The sequence below is a fragment of the Arthrobacter sp. 01N444 genome (assembly GCF_056399305.1).
This window is the reverse complement of sequence record NZ_JBFTRB010000018.1, coordinates 12,180-30,971: the sequence shown is the minus strand read 5'-3', so window position 1 is coordinate 30,971 and position 18,792 is coordinate 12,180. Positions and strand designations below refer to the sequence as shown.

The 18,792-nt window shown below is 69.4% G+C and carries 13 protein-coding genes; 9 read left to right on the top strand and 4 right to left on the bottom strand.

What is annotated here, in order from left to right:
* Together pheT and AC1DKN_RS17210 are read left to right on the top strand one after the other, a co-directional pair.
* The gene (pheT, locus tag AC1DKN_RS17215; RefSeq protein WP_476856413.1) at positions 1 to 2,544 is read left to right on the top strand and encodes a phenylalanine--tRNA ligase subunit beta; all 2,544 of its coding nucleotides are present in this window, start codon (positions 1 to 3) and stop codon (positions 2,542 to 2,544) included.
* Between the two features lie 45 nt (positions 2,545 to 2,589).
* A complete protein-coding gene (locus AC1DKN_RS17210; protein WP_476872005.1) occupies positions 2,590 to 3,336 on the top strand; it encodes a 4'-phosphopantetheinyl transferase family protein in 747 nt (248 codons plus the stop codon).
* Positions 3,337 to 3,355: 19 nt separating this feature from the next.
* Here the strand turns inward: AC1DKN_RS17210 and AC1DKN_RS17205 are convergent, their stop codons facing one another.
* The 4 genes from AC1DKN_RS17205 to AC1DKN_RS17190 form a co-directional block, all read right to left on the bottom strand.
* A complete protein-coding gene (locus tag AC1DKN_RS17205) occupies positions 3,356 to 4,780 on the bottom strand; it encodes a M1 family metallopeptidase (protein WP_476872004.1) in 1,425 nt (474 codons plus the stop codon).
* Positions 4,781 to 4,829: 49 nt separating this feature from the next.
* Positions 4,830 to 8,762 carry a Pls/PosA family non-ribosomal peptide synthetase gene (locus AC1DKN_RS17200; RefSeq protein ID WP_476872032.1) on the bottom strand — a complete coding sequence of 1,311 codons (3,933 nt, stop codon included), beginning with the start codon at positions 8,760 to 8,762 and terminating at the stop codon, positions 4,830 to 4,832.
* Positions 8,763 to 8,875: 113 nt separating this feature from the next.
* Positions 8,876 to 9,841, bottom strand: coding sequence for a quinone oxidoreductase family protein (locus tag AC1DKN_RS17195; RefSeq protein WP_476849474.1), 966 nt, complete (start codon positions 9,839 to 9,841; stop codon positions 8,876 to 8,878).
* A gap of 164 nt (positions 9,842 to 10,005) precedes the next feature.
* On the bottom strand, positions 10,006 to 11,109 hold the full coding sequence (locus AC1DKN_RS17190; protein ID WP_476872003.1) for a fatty acid desaturase family protein: 1,104 nt from the start codon (positions 11,107 to 11,109) through the stop codon (positions 10,006 to 10,008).
* A 187-nt stretch (positions 11,110 to 11,296) separates the two neighbouring features.
* Here AC1DKN_RS17190 and argC point away from each other — a divergent pair, with 187 nt between their 5' ends.
* From argC to AC1DKN_RS17155, 7 genes are all read left to right on the top strand, one after another.
* Positions 11,297 to 12,340, top strand: coding sequence for an N-acetyl-gamma-glutamyl-phosphate reductase (gene argC / locus AC1DKN_RS17185; RefSeq protein ID WP_476872002.1), 1,044 nt, complete (start codon positions 11,297 to 11,299; stop codon positions 12,338 to 12,340).
* Positions 12,337 to 13,503, top strand: coding sequence for a bifunctional glutamate N-acetyltransferase/amino-acid acetyltransferase ArgJ (argJ, locus tag AC1DKN_RS17180; protein WP_476872001.1), 1,167 nt, complete (start codon positions 12,337 to 12,339; stop codon positions 13,501 to 13,503). Before argC ends, argJ begins: the two co-directional genes overlap by 4 nt.
* An 85-nt stretch (positions 13,504 to 13,588) precedes the next feature.
* Complete coding sequence (gene argB, locus AC1DKN_RS17175; protein WP_223917243.1) at positions 13,589 to 14,521, top strand: acetylglutamate kinase; 933 nt, start codon at positions 13,589 to 13,591, stop codon at positions 14,519 to 14,521.
* 92 nt (positions 14,522 to 14,613) lie between these two features.
* On the top strand, positions 14,614 to 15,909 hold the full coding sequence (locus tag AC1DKN_RS17170) for an acetylornithine transaminase (protein WP_476872031.1): 1,296 nt from the start codon (positions 14,614 to 14,616) through the stop codon (positions 15,907 to 15,909).
* Positions 15,906 to 16,949 carry an ornithine carbamoyltransferase gene (argF, locus tag AC1DKN_RS17165; RefSeq protein WP_476859017.1) on the top strand — a complete coding sequence of 348 codons (1,044 nt, stop codon included), beginning with the start codon at positions 15,906 to 15,908 and terminating at the stop codon, positions 16,947 to 16,949. The genes AC1DKN_RS17170 and argF overlap by 4 nt, the downstream gene beginning before the upstream one ends.
* Positions 16,949 to 17,479 carry an arginine repressor gene (locus AC1DKN_RS17160; RefSeq protein WP_079551248.1) on the top strand — a complete coding sequence of 177 codons (531 nt, stop codon included), beginning with the start codon at positions 16,949 to 16,951 and terminating at the stop codon, positions 17,477 to 17,479. The genes argF and AC1DKN_RS17160 overlap by 1 nt, the downstream gene beginning before the upstream one ends.
* Positions 17,480 to 17,586: 107 nt before the next feature.
* Positions 17,587 to 18,792, top strand: a complete 1,206-nt coding sequence (locus tag AC1DKN_RS17155; protein ID WP_028277269.1) for an argininosuccinate synthase — start codon at positions 17,587 to 17,589, stop codon at positions 18,790 to 18,792.

The following is an 18,792-nucleotide window of genomic DNA, read 5'->3' as shown; positions in this document are numbered from 1 at the left end:
GTGCGTATCCCACTTTCATGGCTGCGCGAATTCGCGCAGGTACCGGCCGAAGCGACGGCCGAAGACGTCATGGCCGAGCTCGTCAAGGTCGGGCTCGAAGAAGAAGCAGTCCACCGGCCCACGGACGCCGTCCAGGGTCCGATCGTGGTGGGCCAGGTGCTCAGCATCGTCAAGGAACCCCAGTCCAACGGCAAGACCATCAACTGGTGCCAGGTCCGGGTCGTCCCCGAGGGCAGTGAGCAGACCCTGACCGGCGCCGGCATCGATCCCTCCGGCGTGCAGGGCATCATCTGCGGCGCCCACAACTTCGTGGAAGGCGACAAGGTGGTGGTCACCCTCCCAGGCGCCGTGCTGCCGGGCGACTTCCGGATCTCCGCGCGCAAGACCTACGGGCACCTCTCTGCCGGCATGATCGCCTCCGTCCGCGAACTCGGCATCGGGGAGGACCACGACGGCATCCTGGTGCTGTCCCGGATCGGCCTCGACCCGGAACTGGGCACCGACGCGATGGAACTGCTCGGCCTCTACGACCAGGCCGCCGAAATCAACGTCACCCCTGACCGCAGCTACTGCTTCTCCATCCGCGGTGCGGCCCGTGAATACGCGCACGCCACCGGCACCGTGTTCACGGACCCGGTCTCCAAGGTCCAGGTTCCGCAGTCGCTCTCCGGCGGCTACGGCGTCAAGCTCAACGACGACGCCCCCATCTACGGCAAGCCCGGCTGCGACCGTTTCGTGGCACGCACCGTGCGCGGTGTCGATGCCACCCGGCCCACCCCGCCGTGGATGACCTCCCGTCTCCGGCTCGCCGGCATCCGGTCCATCTCCCTGCCGGTGGACATCTCCAACTACGTCATGCTCGAGCTCGGGCAGCCGAACCACTGCTATGACCTGGACAAGCTGGCCGGCGACATCGTGGTCCGGCGGGCCACTGCGGGGGAGAAGATCACCACCCTGGACGACAAGGAGCGCACGCTCGACGTCGAGGATCTGCTGATCACGGACGAATCCGGGCCCATCGGAATCGCCGGTGTCATGGGCGGTGCCCACACCGAAGTCTCGGACACCACCACGAACGTCCTGGTCGAGGCCGCGCACTTCGACGAGGTCTCGATCGCCCGTGCCCGGCGCCGGCACAAGCTGCCCTCCGAGGCGTCCAAGCGCTTCGAACGCGGCGTGGACTGGCAGGTGGCCGACGTGGCCGCCCAGCGTGTGGTGGACTTGCTGGTCGAACTCGCCGGCGGAACGGCCGACGAGGCCGGGACCGACGTCGGGACCGCGCCGGACGCCGTCACCATCGAACTGCCGGCAGAGTACGCGGCAGCCCGGATCGGGATCGACTTCACCGAGGAACAGATCCTGACCTCGCTCGAGGACCTCGGCGCCGTCGTTGCCAAGACCGGCAACGGCTACACGGTGACCGCCCCGAGCTGGCGCCAGGACCTCGAGACCAAGGACGACCTCACCGAGGAAATCGCCCGGCTGGTTGGCTACGACAAGATCCCGGCGACCCTGCCTGTGGCGCCCCCGGGCCGTGGCCTGACCCGCGTCCAGCAGCAGCGCCGCCGCCTGATCCAGGCCCTCGCCGACGCCGGACTCACCGAGGTGCTGGCGTATCCGTTCGTCTCGAAGGCCGCCAATGACACCTTTGGCGTCCCCGCCGAAGGTGCGGAGCGCAAGGCCCTCAAGCTGGCCAACCCGATCAGCGAGGAGCACGGCTTCCTGCGGACCTCCGTCCTGCCGGGCCTGATCGAGGTTGCCAAGCGCAACCACTCCCGCGGCTTCCGCGACCTCGCCCTTTTCGAGGCCGGGCTCGTGTTCCTGCCGGGCGAGAAGCTTGGCACCTCCGCGATTCCGCCGCTCGGCGTCAAGCCCGGCGACGACGTGCTCGATGCCCTGTACGACGGCGTCCCGGACCAGCCGCTGCACCTCGCCGCCGTGCTCACGGGGCACGACTCTCCCGCTGCCCCGGGCCACGCCCCGCGGGCCTGGGACTGGGCGGATGCGGTGGACATCGCCCGGATCGCCGGCGACGTGATCGGCGTCGAGCTCCTGGTCACGCAGGGCCGGCATCAGGCCTTCCACCCGGGCCGGGCGGCGCAGCTTGAACTGCGCACCGGCGAAGTGGTGGGCTACGCCGGCGAGCTGCACCCGAAGCTGCTGGCGGCGCACGACATGCCGGCCCGTTCCGTGGCACTGGAACTGAACGCCGACGCCCTCTTCGAGGCAGCCGCCGACGTGATCGTGGCCCGGCACATCTCGACGTACCCGGTGGCCACGCAGGACGTGGCCCTGGTGGTGGCGCAGGACGTCCCGGCCGGGGAGGTGCTGGCTGCGCTGCGTGAAGGCGCCGGCGAACTGCTCGAGGACGTCGCGTTGTTCGATGTCTACGCGGGCAAGGGCATCGAGGAAGGCAAGAAGTCGCTGGCGTTCAGCCTGCGCTTCCGCGCCGACGACCGCACCCTGACGGCGGACGAGGCCTCGGAGGCCCGTGAAGGTGCCGTGGCCGCCGCCCACGAACGATTCGGAGCGGTGCAGCGCTGAGGACTGCGCTGGTCACAGCGCAGACGTTTCTGAAAGGGGCGGGTCATGGCATCACACCTTGTTGTGGGTGCCTGCCCGCCCTTTCGCGTTCCCGGCGACCCCCGTGTTCCCAGGGACCTGGGGGCGACAGTGGACGCGGCACCAGCCCTTTACCCGGAACCGGAGCTGGAACGCGACTCCCGCTCCCTGCTGGACGGGGCCGAACTCGTCCGGGCCCGGGCCATGACCCCGCGGACCCGGGAGGACTTCCTGCACGGGCGGCTCGCGCAGCGCCGGTTCGCCGCCGGCCTGCTCGGCGTTCCGGCGTCGGACCTCACCGCGTGGTACAGCTGCCCTCGGTGCGGCACCGGCGCGGACATCTCACACGGCCGGCCCGGCTACCTGCTCCGGGGCCAGGCGGCGCCGCTGCTGCTGAGCCTGTCCCGTGCGGCCGGCTGGACGCTTCTGGCCGGGGTCGTGGACCCGGACCCGGGCGAGCACCTGGGCATCGACGTCGAGAATCCTGCCCGGGCGGACTTCGACGGGTTCGACGACGTCGTGTTGACCCCGGCGGAACAACGGCACCTCGCCGGGTTGGGCGGCATCGCGCTGCTGCAGGGCAGGGCGCGCCTGTGGGCGCGCAAGGAGGCCTGGCTCAAAATGCTGGGCACCGGGCTGCAGACGGCCCCGGACACCCTCGATGTGCTGGCGCCAACAGTGAACGGCCGCGCAGGGCTCCGGGACCTGCCGCCGGCAGAGACGGGCCTGCCCGCTGACCTCGTGGCAGCCGTCGCCCTGGCGGTCCTTCCCTAGTCAGGGCTCCGGCCCCTGATCAGATCTTGGGCGGCGTTGCCTGCGGGAGCGGCGGCAGGGCGTCGGCGAACAGCCAGGGGTGCAACAAGGCCTCTGCGTCCAGGCCCGTCGTGTGGGCGGCCGCGACGATGAAGTCGGCGGTGGTCACGGTGCCGTGCCGGAAGCGGTCCGTCCAGTCGTGCAGCAGAGCGAAGAACGCCAGGTCGCCGCAGCGTACCCGCAGGGCGTGCAGGGCCAGGGCGCCGCGTTTGTAGACCCGGTCGTCAAACATCAGTTCGGGGCCGGGGTCGCCCACCATCAGGTCCTGCGGGGCAGCGGCGAGCTTGCGCCAGGCGGCGCGCGCGCGGGCAGCCGCCGACATGATGCCGGCCTCTTCAGACCAGATCCATTCCGCGTAGCAGGCAAAGCCCTCGTGCAGCCAGATGTCCTTCCAGGTCGCAGTAGTCAGGGAGTTCCCGAACCACTGGTGGGCGAGTTCGTGGGCGATCATCCGCTGTGATTCCCAGTCCTGCCGCAGATGGTTGGGCCCCAGGATGGACAGTGTCTGCGCTTCCAGCGGGATTTCCAGGACGTCGTCGGTGACCACCACCGTGTACTCCGGGAACGGGTATGGCCCAAAGCAGTTCGTGAAGGTCCGCATCATGTCGGGCTGGCGGGCCAGGGCGGCCCGGGCGCCCGCCTGCAGCGACGCCGGCACGGCCACATACTGCGGAACGTGCCCTGAGGGCCGGTCGGCATTGAGCGTCAGGAGCCCGTAGCGGCCGATCTGGACCGTGGCCAGGTAGGTGGCCATGGGTTCGGCCTGCTCAAAGACCCAGGTCTCGCGGCTGGCCCTGCTGGTGCGGGAGAGCAGCACCCCGTTGCACACGGCCCGGTAGTTCGCGTCGGTGGTCACGGTGATGAGGTAACTCGCTTTGTCCCGCGGGTGGTCATTGCACGGAAACCAGGAGGCTGCCCCGTTGGGCTGCCCGGCGACCAGCACCCCATCGGAGAGCTCCTCCCAGCCCACTTCGCCCCACACGCCGCGGCGCGGCGCGGGGTACCCCTCATAGCGGATGTCCAGCGTGAAGGCCTCGGTGGCGAGCAGCGGGTTGTCGGGGTAGACAACGAGCTGCTCGGCCCGCTGCGTGAACCGGCGTACCCTGCGCCCGTTGAGCTGGATCTTCGTGGCCCGCAAGCCGGCCAGGTCCAGGACGATCGCCGACGTCGGGAGCTGCGTGATGGCGTGCAGGACGGCGTGCCCGGCAAGGCGGTTGCTGCTGACCCGGTAGTCCAGATCGAGTTCATACCGGGTGACGCGGTAGGCATTGGTCCCGTGGCCGGGCATATAGGGGTCCGGGGCGCCGGCCTCCGGGCTCGTGGCCCGGCTGATTTCGCGGCTGATTTCCCCGCTGATGTCCCCGCGGGCGGCGGCGCCGCTGCTGCTTGGTGCGCTGGTGCTCAATGGACGGACCTTCGGTTGTGGTGCTGGTTGACGTGCGCAGGCGCCGGGCCTAACGGGGCCCTGCGGGCGGTGCCGGCCCGTCCCAGGGGCTGACCGGATTGCCCATCCAGTACGTCCCGGCAGGGACGGTTTCGCCCCGCATGACGAGGGACGCCGGCCCCACCGTGCCGCCGCTGCCGATCCTGGCCTGCGGCAGGATGACGCCGTGCGGGCCCATGGTGGCTCCGTCATCGAGCGTAACAGTGTCGATGCTCATGACACGGTCATGGAACAGATGGGTCTGGACCACGCACCCGCGGTTGACGGTCGAATTCCTGCCGAGGGTGACGAGGTCCGCCTCCGGCAGCCAGTAGCTTTCGCACCAGGTCCCGGCACCGATTTTCGCGCCGAGTGCCCGCAGCCACCACACGAGAGCCGGTGTCCCCGTGGCGGCGCGCGCGAACCACGGGGCGCTGACCATCTCAATGAACGTGTCCACTACCTCGTTCCGCCAAATGAAGGAGCTCCACAGCGGGTGCTCGCCGGGGCGGATGCGGCCCACCAGCAGCCACTTGGCCACGACGGCGCTGCCCGCGGCCGTGGCCCCGGCGAGCAGGATCACCACCCCGCTCAGGAGAGCGGCGACTCCGTAGTTGAACAGGGCCGCCATCGCGTCGAACGCGAGCATGACACCGACGGCGATGACGACCGTCAGCATGACCGGGACGAACCGGCACAGCTCCCACAGGGCGCGCGCGACCTTCAGCTTCCGGGGCGGCTGGTAGGTCCGTGTGTCGTCCGAGGCGATGGCGGTGCGCCGCAGCCGCACCGGCGGGCTGCCGAGCCACGAGGTGCCGGACTTCGCCTTGGCCGGCGTCGCGGACAAGACCGCCACTAGGGAGTTCTTGGGCACGCTGCGCCCGGCCGCCGTCATGCCCGAGTTGCCCAGGAAAGACCGCTTGCCGATCTTGGCCGGGGCTATGTGCATCCAGCCGCCGTCGAGTTCGTAGGACGCCACCATCGTGTCGTCGGCCAGGAACGCGCCCTCGCCCACGGTGGTCATGCGCGGGATCAGCAGCACTGTCGAGGCCTCCACGTTGCGGCCGACCTTCGCACCGAGAAGCCGCAGCCAGACCGGCGTAAAGAGGCTGGCGTAGATCGGGAACAGCAGATCCCGGGCCAGATCCAGTACCCGCTCGGTCGCCCAGACCTGCCACCCGATCCGGCTCCGGACCCGGTAGTAGCCTTCAGCGAGGCCGACGCTGAGGAGCCTCGTCGTGGCCAGGATCAGCAGCAGGTTGGTCAGGAACCATGCCAGCGCCGCCAGCGGGATCGAGAGCGCTATGCCGGGCAGGGCCGCGGGCAGTGAGGAGCTGCCCTGGATGAACGCGAAGATCACCAAGCCCGCGACGGCGGCGGAGACGTAGGGGATGAGCGCCAGCATGGCGGAGGCGGCGGCGAAACCGGCGAACCACAACCGGCCCATCAGCCGGTGCTCGTCCGGGGAGTCCGGCCACGAGTGCCGGGCCTTGCCACGGCGCTCGGCCGGCGACCCGGCCACGAGCTGTCCCGCCTTGACTTTGCCGATCACAGCGGAACCCGGCTCCACCTGCGCCCCGGCACCCACCGTGGCTCCCGGCATCAGCGTGCTGCGGGCCCCCACGCTTGCGCCGGGGCCAATCCGGATGGCGCCGATGTGGACACGGTCGCCGTCGATCCACCAGCCGGACAGATCGACTTCGGGCTCGATATTGGACCCTGTGCCGAGGGTCAGCATCCCGGTGACGGGCGGCAGCGAGTGCAGCTGGACGTTCTCGCCGATCTTCGCCCCGAGCGCTTTCGCGTAGTAGGGCACCCAGGGCGCGCTGGCGAGGCTGATGGCGCCGGCCAGGTCCTGGATCTGTTCCGCGAGCCAGAGCCGGAGGTGCACCCGCCCGGACCGGGGATAGGTGCCAGGCACCACGTTGCGCAGCAGGATGCGGGCGGCGGCGACGGAGAGCAGCATCCGCCCGGCGGGACTGACGAAGACCAGCCAGGAAGCTCCCACCCACCACCATGAGATCGTTGGCGCGGCGCTGAATCCGGCGACGGCGGCCAGCAGGTTGTTGGCTGCCATCAGGTAGGTCAGCCAGCGCATGCCGACCAGGATGTGCAAGGGAACGCCCAGGAGCGTCTGGAAGGCCTGTGACTTCCGCGCGGTGGGCCGGACGGTGCGCTCCTGGGCGGCGACGGCACCACCCTCCGGCAGCGACTGCCGGGCCTCGTCCACCAGGGCGCCCACCCGGGGTGTCGCGTAGATATCGGCCACCGTGATGGTGGGATAGCGGACGCGGAGGGCGGACACGAGCTGCGCGGCGGCCAGCGAGCCGCCGCCGTAGGCGAAGAAGTCGGCATCGAGGCTGGTGACCGGGCTTCCCAGCACGGCGCTCCACTGCTCCACGATCCACTGCGCGTCCTCCGGCAGGTTCAGCGGGGCACCTTCGGCCTCCGCCGCTCCGGTTCCACTGAGCGGCCAGGGCAGGGCGTGGCGGTCCACTTTGCCGCTGGTCTTGGTCGGCAGCGAATCGACGAGCGTCAGCAGCGGAATGAGGGGCGCGGGCAGGCGTTCGCCCAGCAGTTCACGGGCGGCCGCGAGGTCGATGTCCCGGCCCGCGACGGCGGCAAGGTAGCCGACCAGGATCTGGTTGCCGGCCGCGGTGGTCTGCACGGCGGCGGCGGCGCCGGCGATATCCGGCAGGGACTGCAGGGCGGCGTCGATTTCGCCGAGCTCGATCCGGCGGCCGCCGAGCTTGACCTGCTCATCGGCGCGGCCCTGGAAAATGAGGCCTTCTGCTTCGTACCTGACGAGGTCGCCGGAGCGGTAGGCGCGCGGCCAGCCCAGGGACGGCATGGGGGCATATTTTTCCGCGTCCTTGACCGGGTCAAGGTACCGGGCCAGCCCGACGCCGCCGATGATCAGTTCGCCCACCGCGCCTTCGGCGACGGGCAGCGAATCGGCGTCGACGACGGCGAGGTCCCAGCCGTCCAGCGGCAGGCCGATCCGGATGGGGCCGGGCGCGCCGAGCTGCGCGGCGCACGCGACCACGGTAGCCTCGGTGGGCCCGTAGGTGTTCCATACTTCGCGTCCTTCGACGGCGAGCCGTTCGGCAAGGTCGGGCGGGCACGCCTCCCCGCCGAAGATCAGCAGCCGGACACTTTCCAGCGACTCCACGGGCCAGAGAGCGGCCAGTGTGGGGACAGTGGAGACCACGGTGATGCCGTGGCTGATGAGCCAGGGGCCGAGGTCCATCCCGGTCCGTACCAGCGCCCGGGGTGCCGGAACCAGGCAGGCGCCGTGGCGCCACGCGAGCCACATTTCCTCGCAGGAGGCATCGAAGGCAACGGACAGGCCGGCCAGCACCCGGTCCTGCGGGCCCACCGGATCGGCCTGCAGGAAGATGCGGGCCTCGGCGTCCACGAACGCGGCGGCCGAGCGGTGCTGGACCGCGACGCCCTTGGGGGTGCCGGTGGAGCCGGAGGTGAAAATGACCCACGCGTCGTCGTCGGGGCCCGGCGGCCTCGCGGCGGGGAACGGGCGGGGGCGGTTGCTGTCCGTGACAATCTTCCCGCCGGCGCGGAGGATGCCGGCCACCCTCGCCTCCCCGAAGACCAGTTTGGCCCGTTCGTCGGGATCGTCGGCGTCTACGGGGACATAGGCCGCACCGACCAGCAGCACCGCCAGGATCGAGACGTAGAGTTCGTTGGTGCCCGACGGGATCCGGACGCCGATCTTGTCGCCGGCACCCAGCCCGGCGAGGTGCAGTTTCCGGGCGGTGGCCCGGACCTCGTCCATGAGCTGGGCGTAACTGAGCGAACGGTGGCCGTCGTCGAGCGCCGAAGCGTCCGGGTACCGGGCGGCAGTATCCCGGACGATGTCTATCAGCGTGCGCTCCGGCGGGGCGGAGAGGGCGCCCGGCAGCTGGGGCTCGTGGACGGTGGGACGGGGAGCGGGAAGACTCTGCACCGCACCGGCGTCGGGGGCTTCACTGGGGGTCAGTCGTTGCTCGGTCACTGGCGCATTGTCCCTGCAGGAGATGAACGGATGGTGTTGCCGTACGGCTTGGGGGACCGTGCAGCTTAGGGGACGAGGATGACTTTGCCGGTGGTGCGGCGCTGTTCAAGGTCCTCGTGGGCACGGGCTGCCTCGCCGAGAGGATAGCGTGCGCCGATCCTGACCTTGAGGCTGCCGTCGGCAGCGGCGGCAAAGACTTCGTCGGAGCGCCAGCGGCGTTCCCGGGCGTCGCGCAGGTAATGGCCCATAGTGGGCCGCGTGAGGTACAGCGAGCCGCCGGCGTTGAGCCGCTGCGGGTCGAACGGCGGGACCGGGCCGGACGCTGCGCCGAAGAGCACCAGCATGCCCCGGATGCGCAGGGACGCCAGGGAGGCGTCGAAAGTGTCTTTCCCGACGCCGTCGTACACCACATCCGCGCCCGTGCCGTTGGTCAGATCCCGGACCCGGTCGGCCAAACCGTCGTAGCGCAGCACGTGGTCGGCGCCGGCTTCGCGGGCCAGCTGCTCTTTCGCGTCAGTCGAAACGGTGGTGATGACGTTGGCGCCCCTGGCCTTGAGCAACTGGATCATCAGGAGCCCCACACCGCCGGCGCCGGCGTGAAGCAGCACGGTGTGGCCGGACTCGACCTTGAAGGTGGAGTTGATCAGGTAGTGGGCCGTCACGCCCTGCAACGGCAGCGCCGCGGCGGTGAAATCATCCAGACCGTCGGGAACCGGGAGGGCCTTGTCCTCATCGACAAGTGCGTAGCCGGCGTAGCAGTCAGCGCCCTCGGCCGTGGCCACCCGGTCACCGGGAGCAAACCCGGTGACGGCGTCGCCGACCTCCTCCACGGTGCCCGCGGCCTCGGAGCCGGGCGTGAAGGGGTAGCTGACCTTGTAGACGCCGCTGCGCTTGTAGGTGTCAATGAAGTTCACGCCCGCGGCCGCGACCTTGACCAGCAGCTGGCCAGGCCCGGGAACGGGCCGGGCTGTCTTGTCGAGTTCGAGGACCTCGGGGCCGCCGGCCTGGCGGGCGACGATTGCGTGCATCATGTGGCTCCTTTTCCGGGCGGGGAATTCTGTCCCGGTCCCTGGGTCCATCCTAGGGACACCGGGGGTAACCATGAAGGGGCCTTCCGTAACCAGCCGTCACGTGATGTTTGGGCCGACGTTGCCAGGAGGTGGCAGGTCCTGCGCGGCCGCCGGCGGTCCGTCCTTTAGTAGCGGCGGGTTACCGTTGCCATCGGGCATTCGAAGTGGCGGCCGGCGGCGAGTCCGACGTCGTTGAGGTAGCGGACAATGATGGCGTACGACTGCATCAGCGTGGTTTCCGTGTACGGGACCTGGTGCCTGGCGCAGTACTCGCGGACGATCTTGGCGGCCTGGTGCAGCTGCGGGCGGGCCATGTCCGGGAAGAGGTGGTGTTCGGCCTGGCGGTTGAGGCCGCCGAGCAGGATGTCCATGAAGCGGCCGCCCGAGATGTTCCGGGACGTCAGGACCTGGCGGCTGAAGAAGTCCACCCGGCTGTCGGCCGGCAGCACCGGCATGCCCTTGTGGTTCGGCGCGAAGGACGCGCCCATGTAGAAGCCGAACACGGCCAGTTGGACGCCGATGAAGGCGAACGCCATGCCCAGCGGCAGGAAGGTGAACGCGAGGACCGGCAGGAGGCTGAGCCGGACCGCGAGGATCGGGATTTCGACCCAGCGGTGCGTGACCTTGGCCCGGCGGACGATGAATTTCACGGAATCGATCTGCAGTCCCAGGCCCACCAGGAACAGGAGCGGGAAGAAGAACCAGCCCTGCTTGCGGGTCAGGAACGCGAGGCGTCCCTGGCGGTCGGCTACGGCTTCGGGGTGGAAGGCGATGGGGCCGGGCGCGATGTCCGGGTCCTTGGAGATGACGTTCGGGTGGTTGTGGTGCGCGCCGTGCTTCTGCTCCCACCAGGAGTAGCTGATCCCGGCCACGGAGGTGGCGAGCAGGCGTGCTGCCCAGTCGTTGGCACGGCGGGACGCGAAGATCTGCCGGTGCCCGGCCTCGTGGGCCAGGAAACTCAACTGCGTGCAGATGATGCCCAGGGCGGCGGCGATCAGGAGCTGGAACCAGCTGTCACCGATCAGCGCGAACCCGAACCAGGTGGCGGCCATCAGGAGCACCAGGCTGGCGAACACCGTGATGTAGAATCCGACGCGCCGTTCGAGGAGGCCGGCCGTCTTCACACTCTTGAGGAGTTCCGAGTAGCTCAGGACGACGGCGTTGGGCTGCCGGACCCGCGATGGCGGCCGCGCCGGCGTTTCGGCGGGAAGGGTGGAAGTGGCGGTCATAGGGCGCTTGCCTCGTCACGGTTACGGGCAACGCTGCAGCTGACATTCGCAGCTGCACGGTCTGGATCACCCTTTACCAAGCATACGCCCCGGGTTTCCGCGGCGGGCCGTTCGGGAGCTTTGGACACACGCCCATCGATGCATAAATATCGGCATCTATGCATACTCTTGCTGTATAGTCGTGCTTATGACTATTTCTGTTGCCGTTTCCGGGGCTAGCGGCTATGCCGGCGGCGAGGTCCTGCGGCTCCTCGCCGGTCATCCCGACGTCACCATCGGCGCCATCACGGCCCACAGCAACGCCGGTTCCAGACTAGGGGAATTGCAGCCGCATCTCCATGGCCTCACGGACCGGATTCTCGAAGACACCACCGTGGATAACCTGGCCGGGCACGACGTCGTTTTCCTGGCGCTTCCGCACGGGGCATCCGCGGAGATCGCGGCGCAGCTGCCCGCCGGGACCCTGGTCATCGACGCCGGCGCGGACCACCGCCTCGAGGACCCGGCGGCCTGGGAGAAGTTCTACGGGTCGGCCCACGCCGGAACCTGGCCCTACGGCCTCCCGGAACTGCCCGGCCAGCGCGATGCCCTCCGCGACGCCACCCGGATCGCCGTCCCCGGCTGCTACCCGACCTCGGCCCTGCTGGCCCTCACTCCCGGCTTCAGCAACCAGTTGCTGGAGGGCGACGACGTCGTGATCGTCTCCGCCTCCGGCACCTCAGGGGCCGGCAAAGCTGCCAAGGTCAACCTGATCGGCGCCGAAGTCATGGGCTCCATGAGCCCCTACGGGGTCGGCGGGGGACACCGGCACACCCCCGAGATCGAACAGGGACTCTCGAAAGCGCTGGGGGCCCCGGTCACCGTCTCCTTCACGCCCACGCTGGCGCCGATGAGCCGCGGCATCCTCACCACGGCGACCGCCAGGGTGCGGCAGCAGCCAGGCCGCAGAGTCACTGCCGCAGACCTGCGTGCCGCCTGGGCCGAAGCCTACGACGACGAACCGTTCGTGCACCTGCTCCCCGAGGGGCAGTGGCCCTCCACGAAATCGGTCCAGGGATCTAACCACACGGTCATGCAGCTCGCCTTCGATGAGCACACCGGCCGCGTGATCGTGTGCTGCGCCATCGACAACCTCACCAAGGGGACCGCCGGCGGGGCCGTGCAGTCCATGAACCTAGCCCTCGGCCTGGCGGAAACCGCCGGCCTCAACCTCCAGGGAGTCGCACCGTGAGCATCACCGCACCGCAGGGATTCCGCGCCGCCGGCGTGACGGCCGGGCTCAAGGCTTCCGGCAAGCCGGATGTGGCCCTCGTGGTCAACGACGGCCCGTCCAAGGCCGCCGCGGCGGTCTTCACGTCCAACCGCGTCGCCGCGGCCCCCGTCCACTGGTCCCGCGAAGTGGTCAAGGACGGCCGCGTGGATGCCGTGATCCTCAACTCCGGCGGCGCCAACGCCTGCACCGGGCCCCAGGGGTTCCAGAACACGCACACCACCGCGGAGAAGACCGCCGAGGCCCTCGGCGTCTCTGCCACCGACGTCGTGGTCTGCTCCACCGGACTGATTGGCGAGCAGCTCCCCATGGAGAAAATCCTGGCCGGGATCGGTTCCGCCACCGCAGCCCTGGCCGCGGACGGCGGCCCCGCGGCGGCCACCGCGATCATGACCACGGATTCGGTGTCCAAGCAGTCCGTCTTCACCGGCACGGCCGCGGACGGCACGCAGTTCACCATCGGCGGCATGGCCAAGGGCGCCGGCATGCTGGCCCCGGGCCTGGCCACCATGCTGGTGGTCCTCACCACGGACGCCGACGTCCCGCCGGACGTGCTCGACGCCGAACTCCGCAACGCCACGCGGCTCACCTTCGACCGGGCGGACTCGGACGGCTGCATGTCCACCAACGACACCGTGGTGCTGCTCGCCTCCGGCGCCTCCGGTGCCGCGCCGTCCGCCGCCGACTTCGGCGCCGGCCTGACCCAGGTCTGCGCCGAGCTGGCCCGGAAACTGATCGGCGACGCCGAGGGCGCCAGCCACGACATCGCGATCCGGACGTTCAACGCCGCGAGCGAGCGGGACGCCGAAATCGTCAGCCGCGCCGTCGCCCGCTCCAACCTGTTCAAGACCGCGATCTTCGGCAAGGACCCCAACTGGGGCCGCGTGCTGTCCGCCGTCGGCACCACCGACGCGGCCTTCGAACCGGACCGGCTGAACGTGTCCATGAACGGTGTGCAGATCTGCCGCAACGGCAGCATAGGCGATGACCGGAACCTCGTGGACCTCGAACCGCGCGAGGTCCTGGTCGAAATCGACCTGCAGGCCGGTACGGCCGAGGCCACGATCCTCACCAACGACCTCACCCACGACTACGTCCACGAAAACAGCGCCTACTCCAGCTGACCTCCCCGGAGGGATGAACAGCAGGGATGAACAGTAGGGATGAACAGTAGGGATGAACAGCAGGGATGAACAGAGGACGAACAGCATGAACACCCAGACACGCGAGACCACCTCCCAGTCCGACGCCCGGGACAAAGCCGCCACGCTGATCGAGGCGCTGCCCTGGATCCAGCGCTTTGCCGGCAGCACCATGGTGATCAAGTACGGCGGCAATGCCATGGTCAACGACGAGCTCCGCCGCGCCTTCGCCGAGGACGTCGTGTTCCTGCACCACGTCGGCATCCACCCCGTGGTGGTGCATGGCGGCGGCCCGCAGATCAACGCCATGCTCAGCCGGCTCGGGATCGAATCCGAATTCAAGGGCGGGCTGCGTGTCACCACGCCCGAGGCCATGGACGTGGTCCGGATGGTCCTCACCGGCCAGGTGGGACGCGAACTCGTGGGCCTAATCAACTCCCACGGCCCGTACGCCGTCGGGATGTCCGGCGAAGACGGCGGCCTGCTCCGCGCCGTCCGCACCGGCACCGTGGTGGACGGCGAAGAGGTGGACCTGGGCCTGGTGGGCGAGGTGGTCGGGGTGAACCCGGAAGGCATTGTGGACATCCTCGCGGCCGGCCGGATTCCTGTGATCTCCACCGTCGCCCCGGAAATCCACGACGACGGATCCACCACCGGTCAGGTACTTAATGTGAACGCGGACACGGCGGCGGCCGCGGTCGCGTCGGCCCTGGGCGCCTCCAAGCTGGTCATCCTGACCGATGTCGAAGGCCTCTACGCCAACTGGCCGGACAGGTCATCGCTCATTTCGTCGCTGACGGCGTCGGAGCTGCGCGAGATGCTGCCGCGCCTTGAGTCCGGCATGATCCCGAAGATGGCGGCGTGCCTGAAGGCCATTGACGACGGCGTCGAGCGCGCCCACATCGTGGACGGCCGCCTGCCGCACTCGATGCTCCTGGAAACCTTTACGACCGCCGGCATCGGCACCCAGGTCGTCCCCGACGAGGAAGTGAACGCATAGTGAGCAGCACTGAACTGAGCCATTCCGCTGAAGGCCGCAGCAGCGATGGGGGGCCGGGTGTGGTCGGGCACCGCGGAGCGGGCGGGGCCCCCATCGCTGCGGAGACCGCCGCAACCACAATCGTTTCCAGCCGCAGCGGAGCCGAGTGGCTGTCCCGCTACTCGTCCTCGCTGCTGGGCGTCTTCGGCACCCCGCAGCGGGTCCTGGTCCGCGGCGCCGGCTGCCTCGTGTGGGACGCCGACGGCAAGGAATACCTGGACCTGCTCGGCGGCATCGCGGTGAACGCCCTCGGCCACGCCCACCCGTTCGTGACCTCGGTGATCTCCAGCCAGCTGGCCACCCTGGGCCATGTCTCGAACTTCTTCACGAGCCCCACCCAGATCGCCCTGGCCGAGAAGCTGCTGGAACTGTCCAAGGCCCCGGCCGGCTCCAAGGTGTTCTTCGCCAACTCCGGCACCGAAGCCGTCGAGGCGGCCTTCAAGCTGGCGCGCCGTAACAGTGGCGCCAGCCAGTCCGCGGCCGCGGAGAATACTGTCGCGGGAAAAACAGCGAAGCCGCGCACCAAGATCATCGCGCTCGAAGGCGCCTTCCACGGGCGCACCATGGGCGCCCTCGCGCTGACCTCCAAGGAGGCCTACCGGGCGCCATTCGCGCCGCTGCCCGGCGGCGTCGTGCATGTCCCGTTCGGTGACATCGAGGCGCTCCGCGCCGCCATTGATGAGACCACCGCCGCCGTCTTCCTCGAACCGATCCAGGGCGAGGCCGGCGTCCGGCCGCTGCCTGCCGGCTACCTCAAGGCGGCCCGCGAGGCCACGAGCGCGGCCGGCGCCCTGCTGATCCTCGACGAGGTCCAGACCGGCATCGGCCGCACTGGCAAGTGGCTGGCCAGCGAGGACGCCGGGATCGTGCCCGACGCCGTGACCCTCGCCAAGGGCCTGGGCGGCGGCTTCCCGGTCGGCGCGCTCGTCACGTTCGGCCCGGAAACGTCTGCTCTGCTGACCGCCGGCCAGCACGGGACGACCTTCGGCGGCAACCCGGTGGCCACCGCCGCCGCCCTCGCCACCCTGCACGTCCTGGAAAACCAGGACATCCTGGCCCACGTCCGGAACCTGGGGGAGCATCTGCGCGCCCGCCTCGCCGGAATCGCCGGCGTGACCGAGGTCCGCGGCGAGGGGCTGCTGATCGGCTTCGACCTCGACGCCGACGTCGCCCCGGGCGTCGTGGCCGCCGGCCTCGACGCCGGGTTCATCGTCAACAGCCCGGGCCCGCGCACCATCCGGCTGGCGCCCCCGCTGATCCTGACCACCGAGCAGGCAGACCTTTTCCTGGCCGCCCTGCCCGCATTGCTCGAGACCGCCAAGACCAACGCTGCAAAGGACGCCAAGTGACCGCCGCCGTGACCGCCTCAGTGCCCACCCGCCACTTCCTCAAGGACACGGACCTCAGCCCGGCCGAGCAGACCGAGGTCCTCGAGCTCGCCGTCCGGATGAAGGCCGCGCCCTACAGCGTGCAGCCCTTCGCCGCAGACGGCAACGGCCGCCGGACGGTGGCCGTCATCTTCGACAAGACCTCCACCCGGACCAGGGTCTCCTTCGCCACCGGCATCGCGGACATGGGCGGCAACGCGCTCATCATCAACCCCGGCGAGGCGCAGATCGGGCACAAAGAATCGGTCGAGGACACTGCCAAGGTGCTCGAACGCATGGTCTCCACCATTGTGTGGCGCACCGGCGCGCATGCCGGGCTCGTCGCCATGGCCGAGAACTCCCGCGTTCCGGTCATCAACGCCCTGTGCGATGACTACCACCCATGCCAGCTCCTGGCCGATCTGCTGACCGTCAAGGAGCACAAGGGCTCGCTCCAGGGCCTGACCATGGCCTACCTGGGCGACTCGGCCAACAACATGGCCAACTCCTACCTGCTGGCCGGCGTGACGGCGGGCATGAACGTCCGCATCGCCGGACCGGAGGGCTACCTGCCGTCGCCGGAGATCATCGCCGCCGCCGAGGACCGTGCCGCGGAGACCGGCGGCTCGGTGCTGGTGACGGTGGACCCCGCCGAAGCGCTCCTGGGCGCCGACGTCGTCGCGACCGACACGTGGGTGTCCATGGGCCAGGAGGCGGAGAAGGAAGCGCGGATGAAGCTGTTCCGCGCCTATTCCGTGGATGCCGACGCGATGAAGCTCGCGGCGCCGGACGCCGTCGTGCTGCACTGCCTCCCGGCCTACCGGGGCTACGAGATCGCCGCGGACGTCATTGACGGCCCGCAGTCGGTGGTCTGGGACGAGGCCGAAAACCGGCTGCACGCGCAGAAGGCACTCATGGCCTGGCTCATGCACCGCTCCGGTCTGGCAGTGGTTGACGGTCTGGCGCCAGTCGGTGCGCTCGCGCCACTCGATGGGCCGGCACCGGTGGGCGGACCGGCCTGATGTCCGTCCAGCCAGCCTCTCCTGGGGCCAGCCCGGCCACCAAGACAGCCCGGCAGGCGCGGATCACGGCGATTCTCACGGGCGAATCTGTCCGTTCCCAGGCCGAGCTCGCGGCGCTGCTCGCGGACGACGGCGTCCAGGTCACCCAGGCCACGCTGTCACGAGACCTCGTGGAACTCGGCGCCGTCCGGGTCCGCGGCAAGGACGGCGTGCTGGTCTACGCCGTCCCGGGGGAGGGCGGCGAGCGGGCGGCCAAGAGCGGCGTCACGCAGGAAATCCTCGACGCCCGGCTGACCCGGTTGTGCGGGGAACTGCTCGTCACCGCCGAGGCCTCCGCCAACCTCGTGGTGCTTCGGACCCCGCCTGGTGCCGCGAACTTCCTGGCCCTCGCCATCGACCACTCCGTAATGCCCTCGATTCTGGGCACCATCGCTGGGGACGACACCGTCTTGCTTGTCACCCGGGACCCCCTGGGCGGCGCGGACATCGCCGCACGCTTCCTGCAGTTCGCCGAGGAAGCCGGCCAATAAGCAACACCATGAGCCCTTCACAGGACCGGGCACCCGGGTGTGTGACAGGCTTGCAACAGAGCTTTTCCCAGACTTAATGCATCACCAAACAACTAAGGAGCATTTCCGTGACTGAGCGTATTGTTCTGGCCTACTCCGGTGGCCTGGATACTTCCGTAGCCATCGGCTGGATCGGTGAAGCCACCGGCGCCGAGGTCATCGCCGTGGCGGTCGACGTCGGACAGGGCGGCGAATCGCTGGAGACCATCCGCCAGCGCGCGCTGGGCTGCGGCGCCGTCGAGGCCTACGTCGCCGACGCCAGCGACGAGTTCGCCAACGAGTACTGCGTGCCCACGCTGAAGGCCAACGCCCTCTACCAGGGCCACTACCCGCTGGTCTCCGCCATCTCCCGTCCGGTGATCGTCAAGCACCTGGTCAAGGCCGCCCGCGAATTCGGCGCCACCACCGTCGCCCACGGCTGCACCGGCAAGGGCAACGACCAGGTCCGCTTCGAAGTCGGCATCCAGACCCTCGGCCCGGACCTTAAGTGCATCGCCCCGGTCCGTGACCTCGCCCTGACCCGCGACAAGGCCATCGCCTTCGCCGAGGAAAAGGGACTGCCGATCGAGACCACCAAGAAGAACCCGTACTCGATCGACCAGAACGTCTGGGGCCGCGCCGTCGAAACCGGCTACCTCGAGGACATCTGGAACGCCCCCACCAAGGACATCTACGACTACACCGCCACCCCGGAATTCCCGCCGGCACCGGATGAGGTCACCATCTCCTTCGAAGCCGGCGTGCCGGTCGCGATCGACGGCGTCAAGGTCACCCCGCTGCAGGCCATCAAGGAACTCAACCGCCGCGCCGGTGCCCAGGGCGTGGGCCGGATCGACGTCGTCGAGGACCGCCTCGTGGGCATAAAGTCCCGCGAGATCTACGAGGCACCGGGCGCCATGGCGCTCATCACCGCGCACAAGCACCTCGAAGACATCACGATCGAGCGCGAGCAGGCCCGCTTCAAGGCGACCGTCGGCCAGCGCTGGGCCGAGCTGGTCTACGACGGCCAGTGGTTCTCGCCGCTCAAGCGCTCCCTCGACGCCTTCATCGAGGACACCCAGAAATACGTCTCCGGCGACATCCGCATGGTGCTGCACGGCGGCCAGGCGATCGTCAACGGACGCCGCTCCGAGACCTCGCTCTACGACTTCGACCTTGCCACGTACGACACCGGCGACACGTTCGACCAGTCGATGGCGCGCGGATTCATCGAGCTGTGGGGCATGTCCGCCAAGGTTGCCTCCGGCCGCGACATCCGCGTCGCAGGAGAGTAG